Below are 21,672 nucleotides of genomic sequence, written 5' to 3'. Positions count from 1 at the left end.
GTGTTTCAGTCTGTGGCCAAATGGAATACCTGGCAGGCTGTGCAGTCCCAACTGTTACCTGGGTACGACACCCGTCATCCCACGCCATGGAGAACCAACATGAAAGCAGCGCTTTTCGTTGCATTGCTGGCCAGCACCGGCCTTGCGCAGGCCGCCCAGACGGTGGAACTCAAGCTGGCAGGCCCCGACGGCCCAGGCAAGTCGATCGGGACCATCAGCATTGAGCAAAACCAATACGGCACCCTTCTGACCCCTGATCTCAACGACCTGCCACCCGGCGTGCATGGCTTCCACCTGCATCAGAATGCGTCGTGTGCTCCCACGGAGGAGAACGGCAAGCCGGTGCCTGCTGGCGGGGCGGGTGGCCACTGGGACCCGCATTCGACCCAGGCGCATAAAGGGCCCTACGATGACAGCGGCCACCGGGGTGACTTGCCGGCGCTGTACGTGGGGGCCGATGGCAAGGCCAGCTATCCGGTGCTCGCACCACGCCTCAAGGCTGCGGACTTCAAAGGTCATGCGTTGATGGTGCATGCCGGTGGCGACAACCACAGTGACCACCCGGAAAAACTGGGCGGTGGTGGTGCGCGGATGGCATGCGGGGTTGTGCAGTAACGGCGGGTAGGAGCAGCCTTGCGCTGCGAAGAGGCCATTGCAGCCACATCATCTGCAACAGCTGTACCGGCCTCTTCGCAGCACAAGGCTGCTCCTACAGGTGGCTTTCAATTAATTGATCGAAAGCGGGCGTGAGCTTCTCGGTGACAGGTGAATCCCGGCGATCATGCAACGCACCGAGCCCCCGGCCATCTCGATGGTCGGCACATCCAAAGGCACCAGCCGCGCCGAACGCTCGATGCGTTGACGCTGCTGGCCCGTAAGGCTGTCGAACGCTTTGCGCGAAAGCGCAAGGATTCGACCATCGCGCCCTGAAAGCTCGATGGCGTTGCCGGCAAACTGGCTGATCTGCTGGTTGCTCAGGTCGATCACATCACGGCCTGACTCGATCAGGCGCATGCGCACCTCCTGCGCACGGCTCGGGTTGGTGAACGTGTCAAACCCCACCAGTGCAAACTCCGTTGCCACGCACATCAGGACGTTGGTGTGGTAGATCGGCGTGCCTTGTTCGTCGGCCGTGTCGAACACCATGGGCTCGAAGTTGAAGTGCGTGCTGAAACGCTCGAGGGCGATCGGGTCGGCGCGGTTGGAGCGGGCGGTGTAGGCGACCCTGGACAAATGGTCGAACACCATTGCCCCGGTCCCTTCGAGAAACAGCTCGTCCTGTTCCAGCCCGGAATAGTCGATCACATCCTGCACCCGGTACTCATGCTTGAGCATCTCGATGACATCTGCCCGCCGTTCGCGGCGGCGGTTGCGCGAATACATCGAGTAGATCGCGATGTGGCCGCCCGGGTGGGTGGAAAACCAGTTGTTAGGGAACACCGAGTCCGGCGTGTTCTGCTCGCCAAAGTCGTCGAACAGGTGCACCCGCACACCCTCGGCTTCAAGCCGCCCCGCGGTCTGGGTGACTTCGTCGCGCGCCACATCGGCCAAGGCCTGCGCGGCGACGTCAGGGTGGGTGCTCTGAAACGAATTGTCTGCCGCTGTTTCCGGGTTGGGGGTGAAGGCGTGCGGCCTGACCATGACCACTGCCGCAGGTGCTTGAATCGAACGCGTTGGAAATGCCATCTGGAATACCGAAATTAAGAGCTGACCGTAGGGTTATGCAACGCGTCGGATGCGGCTTTTGGCAGCGCGGCCGCGGGTGTGGCTGAACAGGTCTTTCGGGTCTTCGTCCACCCAGGGCACCAGGTCGATTTTTGAACCCAGGCCGCGCTTTTCGGCTTCCTGTAGTACATACCGTAGTACGGTGTAGTCTTCGAGCGCGAAGCCCACCGAGTCGAATACGGTTACCTGGCTGTCGCTTTGGCGGCCTTCGGTTTCACCCCGCAGTACACGCCAGAGGTCGACCACCGGGAAGTCGCCAGGCAATTGCTGGATGTCACCTTCGATACGGGTCTGCGGTTCGTACTCGACGAACACGCGTGCGCTGCGCAATACATCGGCATGCAGTTCGGTCTTGCCTGGGCAGTCGCCGCCCACTGCGTTCAAGTGCATGCCGGGTTCGAGCATGTCGGGGGTGATGATGGTCGCGTAGGCCTTGTCGGCGGTCACCGTGGTGATGATGTCGACGCCTTTGACCGCCTCGGCAACAGAGCGGGCCTTGCGAATGGTAAGGCCGCTGTACTCCTTGAGGTTGGCGATCAGCTTGGCGGTGGCCAGCGGGTCGGTGTCGAAGGCGACGATTTCCTCGATACCCAGGTGTTTGTGGAAGGCCAGTGCCTGGAATTCGCTTTGCGCGCCGTTGCCGATCAGCGCCATTTTTTTCGCGTTCGGCCGGGCCAGTGCCTGGGCGGCCATCAAGGATGTGGCGGCAGTGCGCAGGGCGGTGGCGATGGTCAGTTCAGACAACAGTACCGGGTAACCGGTCGCCACGTCGGCCAACACGCCAAAGGCCATGACGGTATGAAGGTCTTTTGCTGTATTGGCAGGGTGCCCGTTGACGTATTTGAACGCATAGCGATGCGTGTCGGCGACCGGCATCAACTCGATCACACCCACTTCCGAATGGCTGGCAACACGGGCGGACTTATCAAAGTCCTGCCAACGTTTAAAGTCTTCGCGCAGGGCGGCGGCGAGTTCACCAATGAAGGGCGCTACGCCAATGTCATGGACCAAATCGGACATGGTTGGAACATCAATGAAATACGTCATGCTCTTGCACCTTTTATGCGCGCTCTCACCTTAAGGCCTGCAGGGTGAACGCTTAAGATTGTTGAGGGGTTGCCAGCACGAAGAGTTTGATGAAAGGTTGCGTCAAATTGAAGAGAGCAGGTTGCCAGTTTCGTCATCTTTCTAGACAATCTGCGACCCTAGAATAACAATCTGATTAATGGGCAGGCACCATGGACACTGTAGACCGGGAACTGATCGCGCTGTTGCGTGATAATGCACGCACGCCGATCCTCACCCTTGCCAAGAAACTCAAGGTTGCCAGGGCAACGGTGCAGAACCGCATCACCAAGCTTGAGGAACAAGGGGTGATCATGGGCTACACGATTCGCCTCAGGTCAGATGCCCTGGAGCAAGGCGTACGGGCAATTACCAGCATCGGCATCAGCGGCCACCATGCTGCGGAGGTCAAGCACGCGCTGCGCGGGCACCCCAACGTGGTGGCCATCCACACCACCAATGGCCGCTGGGACCTGATGGCCGAGCTGCGGGCCGACACCCTCGAGGCCTTCGACCGGGCGTTGAACACCATTCGCTCGATACAGCACATCGAGAACACCGAGACCAGCATTTTGCTCTCCACCTTCAAGATGTGATCACTGCGATAGCCGGAATGGGCAGGCGCCTGGCGCAAACTGTCACCCCGGCCTTTCACAGTGCAACAAATCCCATTTCGTGTGTGCAGTCTGTAGCGTTCCGATTGCCCACAACGGCTGGCAAAATGAAACAGCGTCAGCACCCTGTGTTTCACGTTTAAATGTCTTGCCGGGCATGACCAGATTAATCGGCGTGCACGTGTGATGGGCTTTCATAATTAATTAAGCCTGATGAGAAGTTTCATCGGGGCGTGTATTTCCGTCTGCGTTAATACCCATGCCTGCTGCGCTTGTTATTACAACACGTGTGCACGTGCGTACCAATTAAAGTGCGCAGTGAAGGGATGTGGTTTCACAGAAAAAGAATAAGAGGTCAACTATGCAGCAAACGTGCAACTCGCAAGACGCGACCGGGCAGCCTGGCCGTACGCTGAAGCGACGGCTGGAAAACAGGCACATTCAGCTCATTTCGATCAGTGGTGCGATCGGCACCGGGCTGTTCATGGGCTCGGGCAAGATCATTGCGCTTTCCGGCACTTCGATCATTTTGGTGTACGCCATCATCGGCTTTTTCGTGTTCTGCATCATGCGTGCGATGGGCGAGATGCTGCTGGCCAACCTGCACATGGAGTCGTTCGCAGACCTGGTACACAACTACCTGGGGCCACGCGCCGGTTTCATCCTCAGCTGGTCCTACTGGCTCAGTTGGGTGGTCGCGGCGGTGGGTGATGTGGTCGTGGTGGCAGGCTTCTTCCAGTACTGGTACCCCGAGGTGCCCACCTGGCTACCGGCATTTGCCACCATGTTCCTGCTGCTGGGCCTGAACATGCTGGCGGTAAAGGCGTTTGGCGAGGTTGAGTTCTGGTTCGGGCTGATCAAGATCGTGGCGATCGTGCTGCTGGTGGTCACGGGGCTGGTGATGGTGGCCACGTCCTACACGTCGCCAGCCGGGGTCACGGCGTCCTTCAGCCATCTGGTGGCACCCGGTGTGGTCATGCCCCATGGCATTCTCGGCTTCCTCGCCGGCTTCCAGATCGCGATCTTCTCGTTTGTGGGCACCGAACTGATCGGTACCGCGGCCGCAGAGGCCAAGGACCCGGAAAAGACCCTGCCCAAAGCGATCAACACCATTCCCGTGCGCATCCTGTTGTTCTACATCTGCTCGCTGGTGTGCATCATCAGCGTGGTCTCGTGGGCAAATGTGCCGGCAAACCGCAGCCCGTTCGTCGAGCTGTTCCTGCTGGGCGGCCTGCCGGCTGCGGCCGGTATTATCAATTTCGTGGTGCTGACGTCTGCCGCCTCGTCGGCCAACAGCGGTGTGTATTCGGGGTCGCGGATGCTTTACGGCCTGTCCCACCAGCAACAGGCGCCGACCGCGTTCGGGCGGCTGTCCGGGTCGGGTACGCCGGTCAGGGCGCTGGTGTTTTCGGGGGTGTGCATGGCGATTGCGCTGACGCTGTTGTTCGTGATCCCGGAGGTCATGACGGTCTTCACGTTGGTGTCGACCATTTCGGCGGTGATGATCATCGTCACCTGGTCGCTGATCCTGATGTCCTACTTTGCCTACCGTCGGCAAAACCCCAAGGCGCATGAGCAGTCCAGGTTCAAGCTGCCAGGTGGCAAAGTGACGGCGGCATCGGCGCAGCTGTTCCTGATCTTCGTGTTGTGCCTGTTGGCGCTCGAGCCTGACACACGCACCGCGCTGTATGTGATGCCGCTGTGGTACATCGGCTTGCTGCTCGCCTACCGGCGCCGGGTTAAGGTGTGCGCTCGGCAAGTAGCGGCTACGGCTTCCTGAAGCGCAGTGCAGTTGGCCCTGGGGTAACGCCCACGGCCACTGTCGCTTTCAGCTGTCGCGCAGCCAGTCCACCAAGCCCAGAATGGTCGGGGTAGTGCTGCGGCCATGGGGCACTACCAAGTAGTAGGCCTCGCGGGGTTTGACCACCAGGTCGGTCAGGCGCACCAGTTCACCGGACGCCAACAGGTGATCGACCATTCGACCCCACCCCAGCGCCACACCATGCCCATGCAGCGCCGCCTGGACGGTGTCGGCGTACAAGTGGCAACGCAGGCTGTAGCGAAGTTTGGGCGGGTGCCCACCCGCTTCGCGGAACCAGGTAGGCCAGGTCATCCAGCCCTCGGTCGTGGCATCGGCATCGAGCAAGTCGGCGCCGTACAACCCTTCTAGTGACTCCGGCAGGCTGTTGCGGGTGAGCCAGTCGGGTGAACACACCGGAAATATTTCTTCCTCGAACAGCTGCACCGCGGTGCCGTCTTCCCAGCGCCCGTTGCCATAGCGCACCAGCAGATCGACATCGTGATTGCGCAGGTCGCCCATGAACATCTGTGTGGCCAGGCGCAGGCGCACGTGGGGCAGGGCGGTGCGCAAGGTGCCCAGGCGCGGCATGACCCGCAGCTGGGAAAACGTCGCGGTGCAGCTCAGCACCAGTTCTTGCTCATTGCCACCCTCGCTGAGGCGGTCGAAGACCGAGGCGATCTTTTGCAGCGAATCGGAAATGACCGCATACAGGGCCTGGCCCTCGCTGGTCAGGCGCACGCCCCGGTGCAGGCGCTGGAACAGCTGGCTGCCGAGGGTTTCTTCGAGCTGCTTGACCTGTTTGCTCACCGCTGCCTGGGTCACGCCCAACTCCTGCGCGGCCAGGGTGAAGCTGTTGTGCCGGGCCACGGCCTCGAATTCGAGCAGTGCCGTCATCGACGGGATGATGCGCCGGTAGCCTTTGTGCTTGTTGCCGTATTCTTGTGTTTTCATGCGACGTCCTGGCAAGGCGCGACGCGCTGGTCCGCGTCGCGCCCAGACAGTGGCAGAAAAACCGCCAGGGCGGTAGTCGCCAGCAGGCCTTCAGTGCTGGCGCTCGGCCACTGCCCGCAGCGTGCGTAATGTCACCACCGGTGCATCCACCACAAAGCGGTTGGCCAGCCACCCCGGCACATCCCCGGCCGGGTCTGCCTTGAGCTGGTACGTGACTTCGGTCTGCTTGTCACCCAGCGGTTTCATCACCCACTGACCACTAAGGCGCTGCACGCGGATCAGCCCCTCCACTTCGGGGATCTTGCCAGGGTCGGCGCTCAGGTGGCGCAGCAGGGTGCCGTCGTCGCGCTTTTCAGTGGTCACCTTGACCACGATGTCCCGCGGCAGGGTCGGCCACGGCAAGTTGGTGGTCAGGTAGACCCAGGTACTGTCGCCGTCGACCTCCAACAAGCGCATTTCGGCGCAGGCATACAGCCATTTGCAGGCCACGCGCAGGTTTTCCTGCAGGTCTGTCAACGTGCGTACGCTGGCCTTCATGGTGCTGACACCGCGAAACTGCTGGTAGGGGGAATCGCCGGCGCCGCTGAGGTAGACACGAATGCCTTCCCTGTCGTAGGCCAGGTTCCAGTCGTCGGTCGCCTGAACGGTACTGGACAGCGCCAGCAACAAGGCGGCAAGCGGGCGGTAGCGGTTCATGGTGAGCACCGCGCAGGGCAGGATTGTTCAGTATGAGCGGCAAACAGAAAGCCCGCCAGGGAGGCGGGCTTCGGTCCAACAGGCTGGGCTTAACTAAACGCTTAGCGCTGTGGGTTGAGCGTCAGGTGCACGTGGCGGTTGACGTCCTTGTACAGCAGGTAGCTAAAGTTGCCTGGGCCACCGGCGTAGCAGGCTTGCGGGCAGAAGGCGCGCAGCCACATGAAGTCACCGGCTTCGACTTCGACCCAGTCCTGGTTCAGGCGGTACACAGCCTTGCCTTCCAGCACGTACAGGCCATGTTCCATGACGTGGGTTTCAGCGAACGGAATCACGCCGCCCGGCTGGAAGGTCACGATATTGACGTGCATGTCGTGGCGCATGTCGGCCATGTCGACGAAGCGGGTGGTTTTCCAGCGGCCTTCGGTGCCCGGCATTTCGATGACGGTGGCGTTGTCACGGTGGGTGACGAAGGACTCTGGCAGGTCCAGGCCTTCAACCTTCTGGTAGTGCTTGCGCAGCCAGTGGAAGGTGACGTTGGCCTTGCTGTGGTTGCGCAGGCTCCATTCGGCGCCTGGGGCGATGAAGGCGTAGCCGCCTTGCTTCAGGGTGTGGGGCTTGCCTTCCAGGGTGATGTCGAGCTCACCCTCGACCACGAACACCACGGCTTCAGCGTTTACGTCCAACTCTGGGCGCTCGCTGCCGCCTTCCGGGGCCACTTCGACGATGTACTGCGAGAAGGTCTCGGCAAAGCCGGTCAATGGGCGGGCGATGACCCACATGCGCATCTTGTCCCAGAACGGCAGGTGGCTGGTGACGATGTCACGCATCACGCCCTTGGGGATGACGGCATAGGCTTCGGTGAACATGGCACGGTCAGTCAGCAGCTCGGTTTGAGCTGGGTGCCCACCGTGGGGGGCGAAGTAGGAATGATTCGACATGGACGATCTCGACTTGTTGTTCTCTCCCCGTGCCGTGAACCGCACCGGCCGGTGCGGCGCAGGGGATGTGCCGACAGAATAGGGTCGAGCGCGTGCCATCTACAAATTAAATGTTGGAATACCCGGTATTTGCTTGCTGAATGCTAACCTGGCGCCCTGCATGCTGCTCTGGCAAGCGGTCGCCCTGGCCGAACAGCTTGTGACGCAGGGTGCCATCCTGGTAGTGCAAGGGGTAGCGGCCGCGGCGTTGCAGCTCGGGCACCAGCAGCTCGACGACGTTGGCCAGGTCGTCCGGTTGCACCGCGTACGTGAGGTTGAAACCGTCGATACCGGTCTCGTCCAGCCACGTTTCCAACTGGTCGGCGATGTCACTGGCAGCGCCGACCAGGACCGGGCCACGGCCCCCCAGGCCGACGAATTCGGCCGCTTCGCGCACGGTCCAGCGGCGGTTGGGGTCGGCGGCGGTGAAGGCGGCCAGGGCGGCGCGGCCGGCATCGTTCTCGACATACTCGATCGGTGCGTCGGGGTCGAGGCCGGCGAAGTCGATGCCGGTCCAGCCCGACAGCAGGGCCAGCGCGGCGTCCAGGTCGACATAGCCCCGGTACTCGGCAAAGCGGGCTTCGGCCTCTTCACGCGTGGGGGCGACGATCAACAGTGCCTGGGCGTAGATCAACACCTCGTCGCGACCACGCCCGGCCACTTCGCTGGCCTGGCGAATGCCATCGGCATAGCGGCGCAGTACCGTGGTCGTCGGCCCGCTGATGAACACGCACTCGGCATGCTGCGCGGCAAACTGCTGGCCGCGTGCCGAGGCGCCAGCCTGGAACAACACCGGCGTGCGTTGCGGCGAGGGCTGGCACAGGTGTGTGCCGGGCACCTGGAAGTGCTCGCCGACGTGGCCGATCGGGTGGACCCGGGAAGGGTCGATATAACGGCCGCTGTCACGCTCCAGCACCACCGCGTCGTCGTCCCAGCTTTTCTCCCACAGTTTGTACAGCACCTGCAGGTATTCCTCGGCCAGGTCGTAACGCTGATCGTGGCCCAGTTGGCGGGCCAGGCCCAAATTACGCGCGGCGCTGTCCAGGTAACCGGTGACGATGTTCCAGCCGACACGGCCATTGCTCAGGTGGTCGAGCGTGGACATGCGCCGGGCAAAGGGGTAGGGGTGTTCGTAGGTCAGTGAAAAAGTCACACCAAAGCCCAGGTGCTCGGTTACGCCGGCCATGGCCGGGACCAGCAGCAGCGGGTCGTTGACCGGCACCTGCACACCCCCGCGCAAGGCCGCTTCAGGGCCGCCCTGGTAGACGTCGTAGATGCCCAGTACGTCGGCAATGAACAGCGCGTCGAACAGGCCGCGCTCCAGCAGGCGGGCCAGGTCGGTCCAGTAGCCCAGGCGGTTGAAGGCCACACTGGTGTTACGCGGGTGGCGCCACAGGCCGGGGGACTGGTGGCTGGCGGCGTTCATGCTGAACGCGTTGAAGCGGATCGGGCGGGGCATGGCGGTCATTCTCCGGTCACGGCAGCACGGAAGCCGGGTAGACCGCATCGGCTACCTGCAACTTACGCGGGATCAGGCCCAGGCCCTGGAAGGTGTCGGCCAGCTTTTGCTGTTCGGCGACGATCTGCGGGGTGATGGCGACGGCGTTGTAGTTACGGCGCTCGCTGGCCACTTCCAGCACATCGGCCTTGATCCCCAGCTGCGGCGCCAGCAGCGCGGCGACTTCGGCGGGCTTGGCGTTGGCCCATTGGCTGACCTTGCCCAGTTCGGCGAAGAAGGTCTTGAGCAGGGCGCGGTGCTGGTCGGCGAATGCCGCGGTGGACAGGTAGAAGGTGCGGTTATTGGACAAGCCACTGCCGTCACGCAGGTTCTTCAAGCCCGGCTGGCTTTCTGCCGCGGCGAGGAACGGGTCCCACAGGGTCACGGCCTGGACGCTGCCCGATTGCAGGGCGGCCACGGCATCAGCTGCGTTATTGACGTAGGCGGGGGTGATGTCCTGGTAGCTCAGGCCGGCTTGCTCCAGTGCGACGGCCAACAGGTATTGCGCGTTCCAGCCACGGCCGGTAGCCACCCGCTTGCCTTTGAGGTCCTGCACGCCTGTGAGGTGGTCCTGTTCGCGTACCACCAGGCCGATACCGCGCGGGTAGGGTTGCTCGGCGGCCAGGTAAACCACTGGCTTGCCGGCGGCCTGGGCAAAGACCGAGGGGGCGTCGGCGGCGTGGCCGAGGTCAATGGCGCCGGTGCTCAGCGCTTCGAGCAGTTGCGGGCCCGCGGCGAACTCGTGCCAGCTGACGGTCACCCCCTGCGGGGCGAGGGCCTTCTCCAGGGCACCACTGCCTTTGAGAATGTTGATGCTGTTGAATTTCTGATAGCCGATCCGCAGGGTTTTGGCGTCTTCGGCGAGGGCGTTGGACCAGGGCAGCAAGGCGCTGGCGACACTGGCCAACAGGCCGCCGATCAACAGGCGGCGCAAGGGGGAAAAGGCACGGGTGGGCATGAGGGGGGCTCCTGGAAGGGGGTGGTAATCCGTGCGCCCAGACTAAGGAGGTGGCGTTTGGCTTTCAATTTTTTAATTCCATTTGGTTAGAATGTTTAGTTATTTTTATATCCTTTTTGTAGTTTAGCGGCGTGCGATTGCACAGAAGGGCACTGTGCCATCACTTTTTTTTCACATCGCTTTGTTAGGATCCCGATCACGTTTGAGGAGCCTTTTCATGCCGCACATCCTGCGCAAGCGCAGCACCCGCATCGCCCTGACCGCTACTGCCAGCCTACTCGCGGCCACGCTTGGCTTCTTTGCCTGGCAGAGTTTCTACCCCGTCCAGGCTGCCAGCGGCTGGGACGTCGACGTGTTGCACCGCGACGTGGCCAAAGCAGCCTCGTTGCTGCCACAAGCTGACGGCAGCCTGCTGGTCAGCCGCGAACTGGACGACGGCAAAGGCAGCATCCTCAAGATCACCGCCCAGGGCGACCGGGTCGTGGTGGTCGACAACCTGTCCAAACCTGATGGCATGGTCGCCGTCGACGGCGGCTGGGTGTTCAGCCAGGAAGGGGGCTTCGCGCCGGTCAGCCTGTCGCGCGATGGCCAGGTGACCCGGCTGTTCGACGGCGAGAGCGTGCAAGGGTTGTGGAATGATGGCGATTTCCTCTATGCCATCGAGGACCGCAAGGGCAATGGCCGCTTGATGCGCTATGACTGGCGCACTGGCCAGCTTGACGTGCTGCGTTCCGGGCTTACCGAAACCGAAGGCCTGACCCGCTGCAGCGATGGCCGCCTGCTGTATACCGAGAAAGCCAACGGCAAGGTCCGCGCCTTGTCCGAAGACGGCCAAGACCCGGTGGTGGTCGATGGCCTGCGTAACCCAACCTTCCTGTTCTGCGACCAGCGCGGTTTGTGGATCAGCGAAGACAACACGCACCGCGCCCGCCTGCTGCGTATCGACGCCGATGGCTCGCGCCAGACTGTGCTGTCGTTCCTCAAGGCGCCCCAGTCTATCGTCGCCGATGGCAAGGGCGGCTACCTGCTGGCTGAGGGCGGGCGCAACCGCGTGCTGCACCTGACTCCACCGATGGAGCGCAGCACCGCGCAGCGTGACTGACCGATCGATCAGCTCGGCAGGCGTTGCTTGCGCCCGGGCAGCAAGCCCAGCACCAGCATGCAGCCGAGCAGGATCACCCCGCCGCCGGCGACCTGCAGCAGGCTCAAGGTTTCATCGAGGAACAGCGCCCCCACCAGCACCGCCACCAGGGTGACCACGAACTCTACGCTGATGGCGCGGGTGGCACCGATACGGGCGACCAGGCCGAAAAACAGCACATACGTGGTAGCGCTCATGACCCCGCCGCTGATCAGCAGGTAAAGCCAGTCTCTGGCCTGGGGCACGCTAGGCACGGGCACCACCAGCAACAGCGGCAAGGTCATCAGGCCGCCGGCCAGGAATGCGCCGCCGGTCACCGTCCACGGGTCCTGGCCACGCACGTGTAGGCTGGCGTAGTTGCTACCGAACGCGGCGCTCAAGGCTCCGAACAGCGACGCGATACAGCCGTGGATGAAGACGTCGTTGACCGGTTGGGCCGGAAAGCCCACCAGCATGGCGATGCCGACAAAGCCCAGCAGCAGGCCGATGAGGCCTTGCAGGGTGATCTTCTCCAGCCCCCAGACACGGCCGATGATCATCGAGAACAGCGGGATGGTGGCCACGAAGATCGCCGCCATGGCGGTACCGATCCGTGGCGTGGCGTAAGACATCCCGATCAACTGCCCGGCCACGGTAGTGGCGCCGATCACCAGCAGCGGTTTCAGCAACGGTCGCAGGCGCAAGGCACGGCCGCACACCGCGCCCAGAATGGCCAAGGTACTACCGGCAATCAGCGAGCGCAGGCTGACCGCGCCGACCCAGCCAAAGGCGTGCACCGTCTTGAGCACCACCAGAAAGGAAAAGCCCCAGGCAATGGCCAGAAACAGGTAAGCGGCAAGGTCACGCGGTTGCATGGGGCAGGGTCCGTCCGAGGCAGAGAAACGCAGGCTAGCGGGTTGAAGGGCGTGACTACAAGCGCCGCCAGTGGTTTGCCTGTAATGCCCTTTGATGGCTACCCGACCAACAGCGTGCTTCCCTGCATGGCCGCGCTCACGGATAATCCCCTCATTCCAATAAACAGCCTGTGAGTGGGTATGAGTGATTCCGTAGTCAGCCTCGGCCAGCCTGAGATCGAAGGGGTGCGCAAGTCGCGCAAGAACAACCCCGAGAAAACGCGCGAGGACATCCTTCAGGCCGCCATCAACGAGTTCGTCCAGCAGGGCCTGGCCGGCGCGCGCGTCGATGCCATCGCCGAGCGCACCGCCACCTCCAAACGCATGATCTACTACTACTTCGGCAGCAAGGAGCAGTTGTACGTCGAGTGCCTGGTCAAGCTCTACGGTGATATCCGCAAGACCGAACAAAGCCTGGACCTGGAGTCGCTGCCGGCCGAGCAGGCGATCCGTCGCCTGGTGGAGTTCACCTTCGATCACCACGACCGCAATGTCGATTTCGTGCGCATCATCTGCACCGAAAACATTCACTATGGCGAGTACGTCAAGCAGTCGCCGGTCATCCGCGAAATGAGCAGCCTGGTGCTCGAAGCGCTCGGCAGCACCCTGCGTCGGGGCGAGCAGGAAGGTGTTTTCCGTTCCGGAATCGAGGTCATCGACCTGCACATGCTGATGAGTTCGTTCTGCTTCTACCGGGTGTCGAACCGCCACACCTTCGGCGAGATCTTCCAGATAGACCTCGCCGACGACGAGATCAAGCAGCGCCACAAGAACATGATCTGTGACGCAGTCATCCGCTATATCCGCGCCTGAGCGGGGTCACTCGCCCAGCCGTTGTTCGCGTGACGGCGGGTAGCCGAAGTACGCCGCATAGCACTTGCTGAAGTGCGACACCGACACGAATCCGCAGGCCACTGCCACTTCCATCACCGACAGGTCGGAATACTGCAGCAGCCGGCGGCTTTTGGTGATGCGCAATTCCATGTAGTAGCGCCGCGGCGAGGTGCCCAGCTGGGCCTGGAACAGGCGGTCGATCTGCCGGCGTGAGCGCCCGCTGTAGGCGGCCAGTTGATCAAGGCTGAGGGTTTCTTCGAGGTTGTTTTCCATCAGCTCGACGATGGTGCGCATGTGCAGGCTCATGGACTTTTTCGCCCCGGGCCCGACCTGGCGATAGCGCGCGCCGGAGAACGACAATATTTCTTCGACGCCTTCGGCCAGGCCATCGCCGTACAGCCTGCGGACCAGGCCGAGCATCAGCTCCATCGCGCCATTGGGGCTGGCGGCGCTGAGGCGGTCGCGGTCGAGGGTGAAGCTGGCCGGGGTGATGCGGGTTTGCGGGCTGCGTTCAGAGAGGCTGGCGCGTTGCTCGGGGTGGATGCTGCAACCGTAGTCGTCCAGCACGCCTGCGCGGCCCAGGAACCAGGCGCCGTTCCACAGGCCGCCCAGGGCCATGCCATGGGCGGCGCAGTCGTCCAGCATGCGGTCGAGCTCAGGGTACTTGAGCGGGGTGCGCAGGCCACCGCAGATGATCAGCAGGTCGAGTTCCTTGAGCGCTTCGGCGGACAGTTCGCTGGCGACCAGCTCCAGCCCCAGGTCGCTCAGCACCCGGTCGCCGTCCAGCGACAGTGGGGTGAACTGGAAGCTGTCGGCGCGCAGCAGGTTGGCCGTGACCAGCACATCCATGGCCACGGTGAAGCTGGCCATGGAGAAGTGTTCGAGCAATACGAAGTCGACCCGATAGGGCGCTTGGGCATTTCCGGTGGTGGACTTTAGCCTCAGCATGTTGCTGGTGCTGGTCTTCTTGCTGAACTGGCGTGGGGTGGGCACTCTGGACTCCGCTTCCTGGCTGGCCAGGCGGAGTGTGGCGGGTGGCCGGGGGAAAGACAATCTCTCGGGTGGGCCTGTCGTATTTCAGGTCGTGTTAAGGCAATCTGCCAGGTGACTCTACGATTGAGGATGCCGTTGATGAAATATGCCGTTACCCTGTTGCTCAGCCTGTTGCCGTTGCTGGCCAATGCCTTGGAACCGGGCGAAAAGCTTGCCCCGTGGACGCTGCTCGACCAGCACGACCAAGCGTACAGCCTCGATGCCGGCACGCATATTCTGCTGGTAGCGCGGGACATGGACGGTGCCAAGTTGGTGAAGGCGGCACTGGCCGAGCAGCCTAAGGGCTATTTGGAAGCCCGCGATGCGGTCTTCGTTGCCGACATCCAGCGCATGCCGGCGCTGATCAGCAAGCTGTTCGCTATCCCCGCCATGCGCGATTACAACTATCGGGTGCTGCTCGACCGTGAAGGAAGGGTGGCCAGTCGCTATCCGGGGCAGGAGGGCCAGGTGCAGTGGTTGCAACTGGAGCACGGTGCGTTGGTGAGCCAGCGGGCGTTCGCCGATGCGGTGGCGTTGAAGGCAGCGCTGGAGCAGGCAGCGCGTCACTGAGGTTGACCGGATATAGCGCCCTGACACCAGGTAAATCAATCTGAACCCTCAGCATTCACTGCAACCCAACCCATTACATGCCAAATGGGAGAGTGCTCATGGAAATCGGAACGATCTGGATCATCATCGCGGCCTTTGTGATCCTGCTGGAAATCTGGGCCATCTGGCACATCATCGGCAGTGACCGCCGCGCAGAACGCAAGATGCTGTGGGTCGTCTTCGTGGTCTATGCGCCGTTCCCCGGCCTTTTGTTCTGGGCGTGGCGCGGGCCGCGAGCGGTGAAGGGCAGGGCAGTGCTGCAAGAAAAGTGATGGCCATGGCACCAGGCGCGGGGGCGCCTGGTGCGGTCACTGCTCGCGGCTCAGGGCACGATGCTGAAGTAAATGGCCTGGCCCAGGCCGTCGACCATCAGGCTGCCGTGAAACTTCACCCGCGACACCACACGCAGGCTTTTGAGCTCTTCGTGTATGCGGTCGCGAATCTGCTTTTCGGCTTCATCGACACGGGCTGCCGTGGTGCCTTGGTAAAGCTGGACCACGCCTAGCAGGGTGGTTTCGATGTGGTCCACGGTGTCCCAGCCGATGTTGCGCAAGTGCAGCCGGGCGCGGGCGGCCTCGTCGTCATCGCCGTCATGCCGTGGGTTAATGGTGTAGGCAAGTTGAAAGTGGTGCTTGGTCATTGTCGCTTTCCTTGTTGCGGGCAGGCCTCCGTGCCGGGTTTTGCACTCTAGCGGCAGGCAGACGCCGCTGAAAACACACACGTGGTTCAACACGCTGACCGCGTCATGTGAAAAGTCCTACAGCGCTTGACCTCAAGCTAACTCGAGGTCTGATACTCGGCGGCACTTTTCTCCGTGCGAGTATTCACCGTGTCCCGTTCAGCACCTTTCCAGCTGTCCAACCCTGCAGGGCTGTATAACCCCAGTGGCAATGCCTATTCCCATGTCGCAGAAGTGCCTGCTGGCAGCCGTTTGCTGTATATCGCCGGCCAGGGCGGCGAGGACGCCAACGGGCATCTGTCGCCGGCATTCGCCGACCAGGCCCGACAGGCCCTGGCCAACCTCGAAACGGCCCTGGCCTCCAAAGGCGCCAGCCTGGCACAGGTGTTCAAGCTGACCTTGCTGATCGTCGATCACAGCGAGGCGCGTCTGCAGCAATGGGTGGCCGAGGCTGACAGGGCCTGGGGCCCGCTCATGAAACCGACCTGCACACTGATACCCGTGCCTCGGCTAGCGCTGGGCGGCATGCTGGTGGAGATCGACGCGGTGGCAGCGCTGTAGCGGCTGCCACTCGGGGGTGGCGCCAGGGAAACACTCTGTTGTATATCGGTAGCTGCAGGGCCGATATAACAACAATAACCCTCTCAGAGGTGACCCCACCATGAGCACCGGCACCACCACGCTTACCGACCGCAAGGCCAGGGCCTGGCTCTGGCCCGCACTGTTCAGCCTGGTGGCCTTCGCCGCCAATTCGGTGTTTTGCCGGTTGGCACTGCGGGACGGGGCTATCGACCCCGCATCGTTCACGGTGGTGCGGCTGGCCAGTGGTGCGCTGTTCCTCTTGCTGCTGATACGGCTACGCAAGCCCGCAGTCCCCCAGGGCGGCAGTTGGAGAGGCGGCCTGGCGCTGTTCCTTTATGCATTTCTGTTTTCTGCGGCGTACCTGCAACTGGGCGCTGGCGCAGGTGCGTTGCTGTTGTTCGGCGCCGTGCAGATCACCATGTTTGGTTTTGCCGCGTACAAAGGCGAGCGCATCACCCCGCGGATGCTGCTGGGCATGCTGATCGCCTTTGCTGGCCTGCTGGTGCTGTTGTTGCCCGGTGCAGAGGCGCCACCCTTGACCAGCGCCTTGCTGATGGCCGCCTCGGGCGTGGCGTGGGGCGTCTATTCGCTGTTAGGCAAAGGCTCACCCAGGCCGTTGGCGGATACCGCCGGCAATTTTGCCCGCAGCCTGCCATGCCTGGTGCTGCTGGCACCCGTGCTGTGGGTCGGTGGCGGCACGCAGTTGACCGCCCCCGGTTTACTGTATGCGCTTGCCTCGGGCGTGCTGGCCTCGGGGGCGGGTTATGCCGTGTGGTATGGCGTGGTCAGGCAGGTCAGCGCACAACAGGCGGCAACGATGCAGCTCAGTGTGCCGGTGATTGCCGCAGTGGGCGGGGTTTGCCTGATTGGTGAGCCGCTGTCGTTGCGTTTGCTAGTGGCGTGTGTCGTAGTGCTGGGCGGTATCGCGCTGGCCCTGGCACCGCGCCGTTAAAAGAAGCTGCGCTGCGCCTTGAGCGTGACGACGCTTTCGCAATACGTGTTGATCCCCGAATACGCATCACAACCGCCGCCACTGAGGTTGGAGTTGCTGTAGATCAGGTTCAGGTCGATGCCCAGCCAAGGCCGCGACAGTTCCAGCGACCAGTCGGAAAAGGCATTCACCTGGCTGCCATCGCCAATGGTGAACGGCGTGCCCAAGCGGTGATGGGCGAGTTTGACGGTGAGGTCGACGTCGAACAGCGGCAATTGGCCGAAGTCGGCAAAGAGGGTGCCGGTGCGGTTGTCGGGGTTGTCGCGCAGCGCCCCGCCAAAGCGGCTGCCCAGCACCGACACGCCGCCGTACAGCGCGTAACTGTCGGGGCCTGCGACAGTGGGCTGGCTGTAATGAATCAAACCCACCTCGTAACCGAGGCTGCTGTCGAAGTGGTGCTTGTAGCCCAGGTAGCTGTCCAACCGCAGGGTGGAGTTTGGGGTGACGCCCATGCTCGGGGCGTATTGGCCCAGGTACCAGCCACTGCGGTGGCTGAGGTCGAGGCCACCATGGAATGCGCCGATGGCGCTGGGCGAAATCAGCCCTTGGGCCATGCTGCGGGAGGGTGTGGTGCCTAGCGTGAAGTCGATGTCGCCCAGTTCGCGTTTCATTTGCTGGGCCAGCAGCAGGGGGCTGAAGAGCAGTGCAGCACTCAGCAACAGAAGGGGCCTGGTCATGGTCTCCGTCCTGGAAGGCTTGCGGTTGAGCGGTAAAGGATACCTGCGCAGGCGGGAGGAGGGAACCGTTGGCTATGGCCTTCAGCCTTTGGTCGAAGGGGCAGCGTCGGCGGCTTCAGTGACTACAGGCAGGTCGTTGGCACGCTGGATCACCCGCCGTTGCAGCTCGTAGTCGTCCAGCGACAGGCCACGGCGTTGCAAGGCTTCCAGTTGCAGTTGGCGGGTTTCTTCGGCGCTGTACGGGCGCAGTTCGGGGTGGCTGGCACAGCCGGCCAACAGGGCGATGGCGGTAGCGGCCAGGGCAGTGAGCGAGAGGCGGGCCAGGGTATTCATCGGGTAGCTCCGGGGTGCGGGGATTCGCCAAGTTCGAATCAATGGCGCTAGGTTATTGGGCCGGGCCGATCAGTAGAAATTGCCTCGTTCGATAGTCACTATCGATACAACCATCAGTGCGAAAAGTTAGCGCCCTCTCTGCTGGTCAAACGGATTGCCATTGCTACCCTTAACCCACGCGGTCTGACCTCATAGGGATTAGCGATGCGCATGCCATTGATTGCCGTCCTTTCGGCGGTGCTGTGCCTGAGCGCTGCACCTGGCCGGGTGCTGGCACAAGATGTACCCGCGCCGGACCCGGCCCCACAAGCCGACACGCTCGCGGCCAAGGAGGCGGTGTTCACCCAGGAGCAACTGGACCAGATGCTCGCACCCATCGCGCTGTACCCCGACGCGTTGCTGGCCCAGGTGCTGATGGCCGCCACCTACCCGGGGCAGGTGAGTGAAGCCGTGACCTGGTCCAAGGCCAACCCCAAGGCCTCTGGCGACGATGCGGTCAAGCAGGTGGCGAAACAGCCGTGGGACCCGAGCGTGCAGGCGCTGGTGGCCTTCCCGCAGTTGCTGGCGACCCTGGGCCAGGACCCCGTGTGGGTACAACGCCTGGGCGACGCCTTCCTCGCGCAACCCGACGATGTCATGGCCGGCGTGCAGCGCTTGCGTCATCAAGCGCAGGCGGCCGGCAACCTGCAGAGCAACCAGTACCAGAATGTGACCGTGCAGGCGGCTCCGGCGGCAGCGCCGGCTTCCAGCGGTGGTAGCAGCAAGCAGGCGGCCCCGGCCAGCAGCCCGCCCACCACCATCATTATCGAGCCGGCCGACCCGCAAGTGGTGTACGTGCCCAGCTACAACCCCACCACCACCTACGGCACCTGGGCTTACCCGGCCTCGCCGCCGGTGTACTACCCGCCACCGCCGATGTACTACGCCGGTTCTGCGCTGGTGGCGGGCCTGGCCTTCGGTACGGGCGTGGCGATTGTCAGTTCGCTGTGGGGCGACTGTGACTGGGGCAATAATGACATCGACATCGACGTCAACCGCTACAACAACATCAACGGCAACAACCGCATCACCAACAACCAGAACAAATGGCAGCACAACGCCGCGAACCGCGAGGGTGTGCCTTACCGCGATGCCCGCAGCCGCCAGCAATATGGTCGCCAGCTGGACGGTGCTACCCAGCGTACCGCGTTCCGTGGCGACGACGCCCAGCGTGCCCAGGCACGCAACAACGCCAGGGCTTCAATGGACCGGGCTGGCATCGAGCGGCCGGCCACCAGCAACCGCCAGGCCCGCCAGCAGGTGCGCGAGGCGCAGGCGGGCAATTCGGTCGGCAATCGCATGCAATCGCGTAACGACGCGGCACGGCCAGCCGACCGCCGACAGGACACACGTAATACCCAAGGCCGGCAGCAGAACAACCAGGTGAACTCACGCAGACAAGGTGAAGGCCAGGCGCGGCCAGGGGCGCAGAACCGCCCCGCCAATACCGCAGGCCGGGCGCGTAACAATGCCTTTGATGGCGTGCGCTCGCCGTCGCGCACCAGCGCGCAGGCCAGCCGCGGCCGCACCAGCCAGTCGTTCGCCCAGCGGCCGAACGCATCGCGTGCCGCCGGGCACCCGATCTCCCGGCCCAGTGCGCCTGCACGCCGCGGGGGAGGTGGCCGTCGATGAACCGTCCATTACTCGGGGCATTGCTGCTCACTGCAGGCCTGGCCTGGTCATCCCTGGCCGCAGCGCAAGACGCTTTTCCGACACCGGAGAAGGCCGTGGAGGCCTTCGTCGCGGCGCTGGGCCAAGAGAAGGCGGATGAAGCCCGCCTGGCCCAACTGCTGGGCGATGACTGGCGTACCTACATCCCGCGTGGGGGTGTGCAACGCAGCGATGTGGACACCTTCCTGGAGCAGTATCGCGCGCAGCACAGCATCGACATGACGGCCCAGGGCAAGGCCATACTGGCGGTGGGCAGTGATCACTGGACGTTGCCTATACCCCTGAGCAAAAGCAGCCAGGGCTGGCGTTTCGACCTCAAGGCCGGCAGTGCCGAAATCCGCGCCCGGCGCATTGGCCGCAACGAACTGGGCGCCCTGCAGTCGATGCTGGCGTACCACGACGCGCAGATGGACTACGCCTCACAAGACCGCAACGGCAATGGTGCGCTGGAATACGCGCAGAAGATTTTCAGCGAGCCTGGCAAGCATGACGGCCTGTACTGGGACGATGAAGGTGATGGGCAGGTCAGCCCGCTGGGGCCGCTGTTCGGCCAGGATGTGGTGGGTGACGACTGGTATGGCTATCACTTCCGCATCCTCGATGCGCAAGGCCCGTCGGCTCCCGGTGGCGCTTACAGCTACCTGATTGGCAACCAGATGAGCCGCGGCTTTGCCCTGATCGCCTGGCCAGCGAAGTATGACGACACAGGGGTGATGAGCTTCATGATCAGCCATGACGGCCAGGTCTTCGAGAAAGACCTCGGGCCACACGGGGACAGGCTGGCCAAGGAGATGAAACGCTTCGACCCGGATGACAGCTGGAAAGAGGTCGATACCACGGCGATCGAGTGAGCACGGCGCATCCCTGCGCCGCCGCCTTCAGTGCGCGCGCGCCGCGCGCACCTCGCGGGCGGTACACCCATAGCGCTGGCGAAAGGCCCGGGTGAACTGCGCCTGGTCGGCAAAACCCCAGCGAAACGCCAGTTGGCCGATAGACAGATGGCAGTGCGGGTCGCACAGCTGTCGATGCACTGCCTCCAGGCGCTGTTGGCGCACCCATTCGCCGAGGGTATAGGGCGTGATCGAGAAGAGCTTGTGCAGGTAGCGCAATGACAGGCCGCAGGCCGTGGCGACGGCTTGCGGTGACAGGTCGGGGTCGCCGAGGTTTTGCAGCACGTAGTGCTCGACACGGGTCAGGTGCAACGTGCTGAGGTTGGAGCCTTCACTGCCCAGCACCCGTTCGTCCTGCTGCAAGGCCAGCAGCAGGGTCGCACTGGCCTGCTCCAGCAGCAGGTGGCGGGCGGCTGCGGGGCTGGCGTCGAAGTGGCGCGCGCAGAGGTCCAGTTGCTCGACAAAGATGCGCCCAAGGCCTTGGCTGGCGTCGAAGCAGTGGCGGGTGTAGCGCTTGTGCCCGAGCAAGTTGGCCTTGAGCGCGCGTTCAGGCAGTTTCAGCACCCACAGGTCGTTTTCGGCCCGGTAATGGAAACGGTAAGGCGCGTCGCCGCGCTCGACGATGAAACCGCCCGGGCGGCAGCTCAAGGGGTGGCCATCCTGTTCGAAGTGCACCTCGCTGCGGCTGGGCACGGTGACCAGGTAGAACGCGTCAGTGTCCTGGCCGATGTGCGCCTTGCTGCGGGAATAGCCAAGCTGGCTGGAGCGCAGGCGTGACAGGCTCAGCGGCGTGCTGGGGGTGCTCCAGCGCTGCAGGTGGCCATTGAAGGGTTGCTCGGCGGCAAATTCCAAGCTCAAGGGGAAGTAGGTGTCGCTGATGGCTTCGGCCCAGCGCGCCTGGCGTTCGGGTTGCGGCCAGCCATGGGTCGACAGTTCTGTGGGCATGGGTTGTCCTTTTTCAAAGAGGGCAGCATTGAAAAAAGGAACTGCAGGCAAGCTACTCAAGCAGCTCTTGT

24 protein-coding genes are annotated in these 21,672 nt (G+C 63.0%); 11 read left to right on the top strand and 13 right to left on the bottom strand.

The features are described from left to right. The first annotated feature begins 99 nt into the window (after window positions 1–99). Window positions 100–615 carry a superoxide dismutase [Cu-Zn] SodC gene (sodC, locus tag ACMCNM_RS17580; RefSeq protein WP_412765048.1) on the top strand — a complete coding sequence of 172 codons (516 nt, stop codon included), beginning with the start codon at window positions 100–102 and terminating at the stop codon, window positions 613–615. 111 nt (window positions 616–726) lie between these two features. Here the strand turns inward: sodC and ctlX are convergent, their stop codons facing one another. Further along, entirely contained in the window at window positions 727–1,686 is a 960-nt protein-coding gene (gene ctlX / locus ACMCNM_RS17575; RefSeq protein ID WP_412765047.1) for a citrulline utilization hydrolase CtlX, read from the bottom strand. A 33-nt stretch (window positions 1,687–1,719) separates the two neighbouring features. Further along, window positions 1,720–2,772, bottom strand: coding sequence for an ornithine cyclodeaminase (locus tag ACMCNM_RS17570; RefSeq protein WP_186680187.1), 1,053 nt, complete (start codon window positions 2,770–2,772; stop codon window positions 1,720–1,722). Window positions 2,773–2,963: 191 nt separating this feature from the next. Here ACMCNM_RS17570 and ACMCNM_RS17565 point away from each other — a divergent pair, with 191 nt between their 5' ends. Together ACMCNM_RS17565 and ACMCNM_RS17560 are read left to right on the top strand one after the other, a co-directional pair. Beyond that, window positions 2,964–3,386 (top strand): Lrp/AsnC family transcriptional regulator, encoded by a 423-nt coding sequence (locus ACMCNM_RS17565; protein WP_027593533.1) that lies wholly within the window; start codon window positions 2,964–2,966, stop codon window positions 3,384–3,386. A gap of 379 nt (window positions 3,387–3,765) precedes the next feature. Next, a complete protein-coding gene (locus ACMCNM_RS17560; RefSeq protein WP_186680185.1) occupies window positions 3,766–5,184 on the top strand; it encodes an amino acid permease in 1,419 nt (472 codons plus the stop codon). 48 nt (window positions 5,185–5,232) lie between these two features. Here ACMCNM_RS17560 and ACMCNM_RS17555 read toward each other — a convergent pair whose 3' ends face one another. The 5 genes from ACMCNM_RS17555 to ACMCNM_RS17535 form a co-directional block, all read right to left on the bottom strand. Continuing rightward, window positions 5,233–6,156, bottom strand: a complete 924-nt coding sequence (locus tag ACMCNM_RS17555; RefSeq protein ID WP_186680182.1) for a LysR substrate-binding domain-containing protein — start codon at window positions 6,154–6,156, stop codon at window positions 5,233–5,235. 90 nt (window positions 6,157–6,246) lie between these two features. Next, window positions 6,247–6,852: an START domain-containing protein gene (locus ACMCNM_RS17550; RefSeq protein ID WP_412765046.1), complete on the bottom strand. Its 606-nt coding sequence runs from the start codon at window positions 6,850–6,852 to the stop codon at window positions 6,247–6,249. Between the two features lie 101 nt (window positions 6,853–6,953). Continuing rightward, window positions 6,954–7,790 carry a bifunctional allantoicase/(S)-ureidoglycine aminohydrolase gene (locus ACMCNM_RS17545; protein WP_186680176.1) on the bottom strand — a complete coding sequence of 279 codons (837 nt, stop codon included), beginning with the start codon at window positions 7,788–7,790 and terminating at the stop codon, window positions 6,954–6,956. A gap of 106 nt (window positions 7,791–7,896) precedes the next feature. Continuing rightward, a complete protein-coding gene (locus tag ACMCNM_RS17540; protein WP_099429139.1) occupies window positions 7,897–9,288 on the bottom strand; it encodes an LLM class flavin-dependent oxidoreductase in 1,392 nt (463 codons plus the stop codon). A gap of 16 nt (window positions 9,289–9,304) precedes the next feature. Further along, entirely contained in the window at window positions 9,305–10,285 is a 981-nt protein-coding gene (locus ACMCNM_RS17535) for an aliphatic sulfonate ABC transporter substrate-binding protein (RefSeq protein WP_186703554.1), read from the bottom strand. A gap of 217 nt (window positions 10,286–10,502) precedes the next feature. On the opposite strand from ACMCNM_RS17535, the gene ACMCNM_RS17530 reads away from it, so the two are divergent. Then, window positions 10,503–11,387: a hypothetical protein gene (locus tag ACMCNM_RS17530; RefSeq protein ID WP_412765045.1), complete on the top strand. Its 885-nt coding sequence runs from the start codon at window positions 10,503–10,505 to the stop codon at window positions 11,385–11,387. Between the two features lie 8 nt (window positions 11,388–11,395). Here ACMCNM_RS17530 and ACMCNM_RS17525 read toward each other — a convergent pair whose 3' ends face one another. Next, window positions 11,396–12,280, bottom strand: a complete 885-nt coding sequence (locus tag ACMCNM_RS17525) for a DMT family transporter (RefSeq protein ID WP_412765044.1) — start codon at window positions 12,278–12,280, stop codon at window positions 11,396–11,398. Window positions 12,281–12,460: 180 nt separating this feature from the next. Between ACMCNM_RS17525 and ACMCNM_RS17520 the strand changes: the two genes are divergently transcribed. Next, a complete protein-coding gene (locus tag ACMCNM_RS17520) occupies window positions 12,461–13,132 on the top strand; it encodes a TetR/AcrR family transcriptional regulator (RefSeq protein WP_027593524.1) in 672 nt (223 codons plus the stop codon). A gap of 6 nt (window positions 13,133–13,138) precedes the next feature. On the opposite strand, the gene ACMCNM_RS17515 is transcribed toward ACMCNM_RS17520, so the two are convergent. After that, window positions 13,139–14,146: a GlxA family transcriptional regulator gene (locus ACMCNM_RS17515; protein WP_027593523.1), complete on the bottom strand. Its 1,008-nt coding sequence runs from the start codon at window positions 14,144–14,146 to the stop codon at window positions 13,139–13,141. 138 nt (window positions 14,147–14,284) lie between these two features. Here ACMCNM_RS17515 and ACMCNM_RS17510 point away from each other — a divergent pair, with 138 nt between their 5' ends. Further along, complete coding sequence (locus tag ACMCNM_RS17510) at window positions 14,285–14,755, top strand: FAD/FMN-containing dehydrogenase (RefSeq protein ID WP_099454365.1); 471 nt, start codon at window positions 14,285–14,287, stop codon at window positions 14,753–14,755. A 98-nt stretch (window positions 14,756–14,853) separates the two neighbouring features. Continuing rightward, window positions 14,854–15,066 carry a PLDc N-terminal domain-containing protein gene (locus ACMCNM_RS17505; protein WP_027593522.1) on the top strand — a complete coding sequence of 71 codons (213 nt, stop codon included), beginning with the start codon at window positions 14,854–14,856 and terminating at the stop codon, window positions 15,064–15,066. Between the two features lie 50 nt (window positions 15,067–15,116). Here ACMCNM_RS17505 and ACMCNM_RS17500 read toward each other — a convergent pair whose 3' ends face one another. Then, window positions 15,117–15,434: a hypothetical protein gene (locus tag ACMCNM_RS17500; RefSeq protein ID WP_412765043.1), complete on the bottom strand. Its 318-nt coding sequence runs from the start codon at window positions 15,432–15,434 to the stop codon at window positions 15,117–15,119. Window positions 15,435–15,623: 189 nt separating this feature from the next. On the opposite strand from ACMCNM_RS17500, the gene ACMCNM_RS17495 reads away from it, so the two are divergent. Next, entirely contained in the window at window positions 15,624–16,034 is a 411-nt protein-coding gene (locus tag ACMCNM_RS17495; RefSeq protein ID WP_412765042.1) for a RidA family protein, read from the top strand. Between the two features lie 100 nt (window positions 16,035–16,134). Beyond that, window positions 16,135–17,007 carry a DMT family transporter gene (locus tag ACMCNM_RS17490; protein WP_339549629.1) on the top strand — a complete coding sequence of 291 codons (873 nt, stop codon included), beginning with the start codon at window positions 16,135–16,137 and terminating at the stop codon, window positions 17,005–17,007. Here ACMCNM_RS17490 and ACMCNM_RS17485 read toward each other — a convergent pair. Both ACMCNM_RS17485 and ACMCNM_RS17480 read right to left on the bottom strand, forming a co-directional pair. Further along, the gene (locus ACMCNM_RS17485; protein ID WP_238213421.1) at window positions 17,004–17,723 is read right to left on the bottom strand and encodes a TorF family putative porin; all 720 of its coding nucleotides are present in this window, start codon (window positions 17,721–17,723) and stop codon (window positions 17,004–17,006) included. The genes ACMCNM_RS17490 and ACMCNM_RS17485 overlap by 4 nt on opposite strands. Window positions 17,724–17,804: 81 nt before the next feature. Next, entirely contained in the window at window positions 17,805–18,056 is a 252-nt protein-coding gene (locus ACMCNM_RS17480; protein WP_412765041.1) for a hypothetical protein, read from the bottom strand. 204 nt (window positions 18,057–18,260) lie between these two features. Between ACMCNM_RS17480 and ACMCNM_RS17475 the strand changes: the two genes are divergently transcribed. Further along, window positions 18,261–19,727 carry a DUF3300 domain-containing protein gene (locus tag ACMCNM_RS17475; protein ID WP_412765040.1) on the top strand — a complete coding sequence of 489 codons (1,467 nt, stop codon included), beginning with the start codon at window positions 18,261–18,263 and terminating at the stop codon, window positions 19,725–19,727. Then, window positions 19,724–20,617 (top strand): DUF2950 domain-containing protein, encoded by an 894-nt coding sequence (locus ACMCNM_RS17470; protein ID WP_186680124.1) that lies wholly within the window; start codon window positions 19,724–19,726, stop codon window positions 20,615–20,617. Before ACMCNM_RS17475 ends, ACMCNM_RS17470 begins: the two co-directional genes overlap by 4 nt. A gap of 27 nt (window positions 20,618–20,644) precedes the next feature. Here ACMCNM_RS17470 and ACMCNM_RS17465 read toward each other — a convergent pair whose 3' ends face one another. Then, window positions 20,645–21,601, bottom strand: a complete 957-nt coding sequence (locus tag ACMCNM_RS17465; protein ID WP_099454359.1) for a helix-turn-helix domain-containing protein — start codon at window positions 21,599–21,601, stop codon at window positions 20,645–20,647. Between the last annotated feature and the right edge of the window lie 71 nt (window positions 21,602–21,672).

This window comes from Pseudomonas sp. NGC7 (assembly GCF_047159675.1).
GTDB lineage: Bacteria > Pseudomonadota > Gammaproteobacteria > Pseudomonadales > Pseudomonadaceae > Aquipseudomonas > Aquipseudomonas kermanshahensis.
This window is presented reverse-complemented; position numbering and strand designations above follow the sequence as displayed.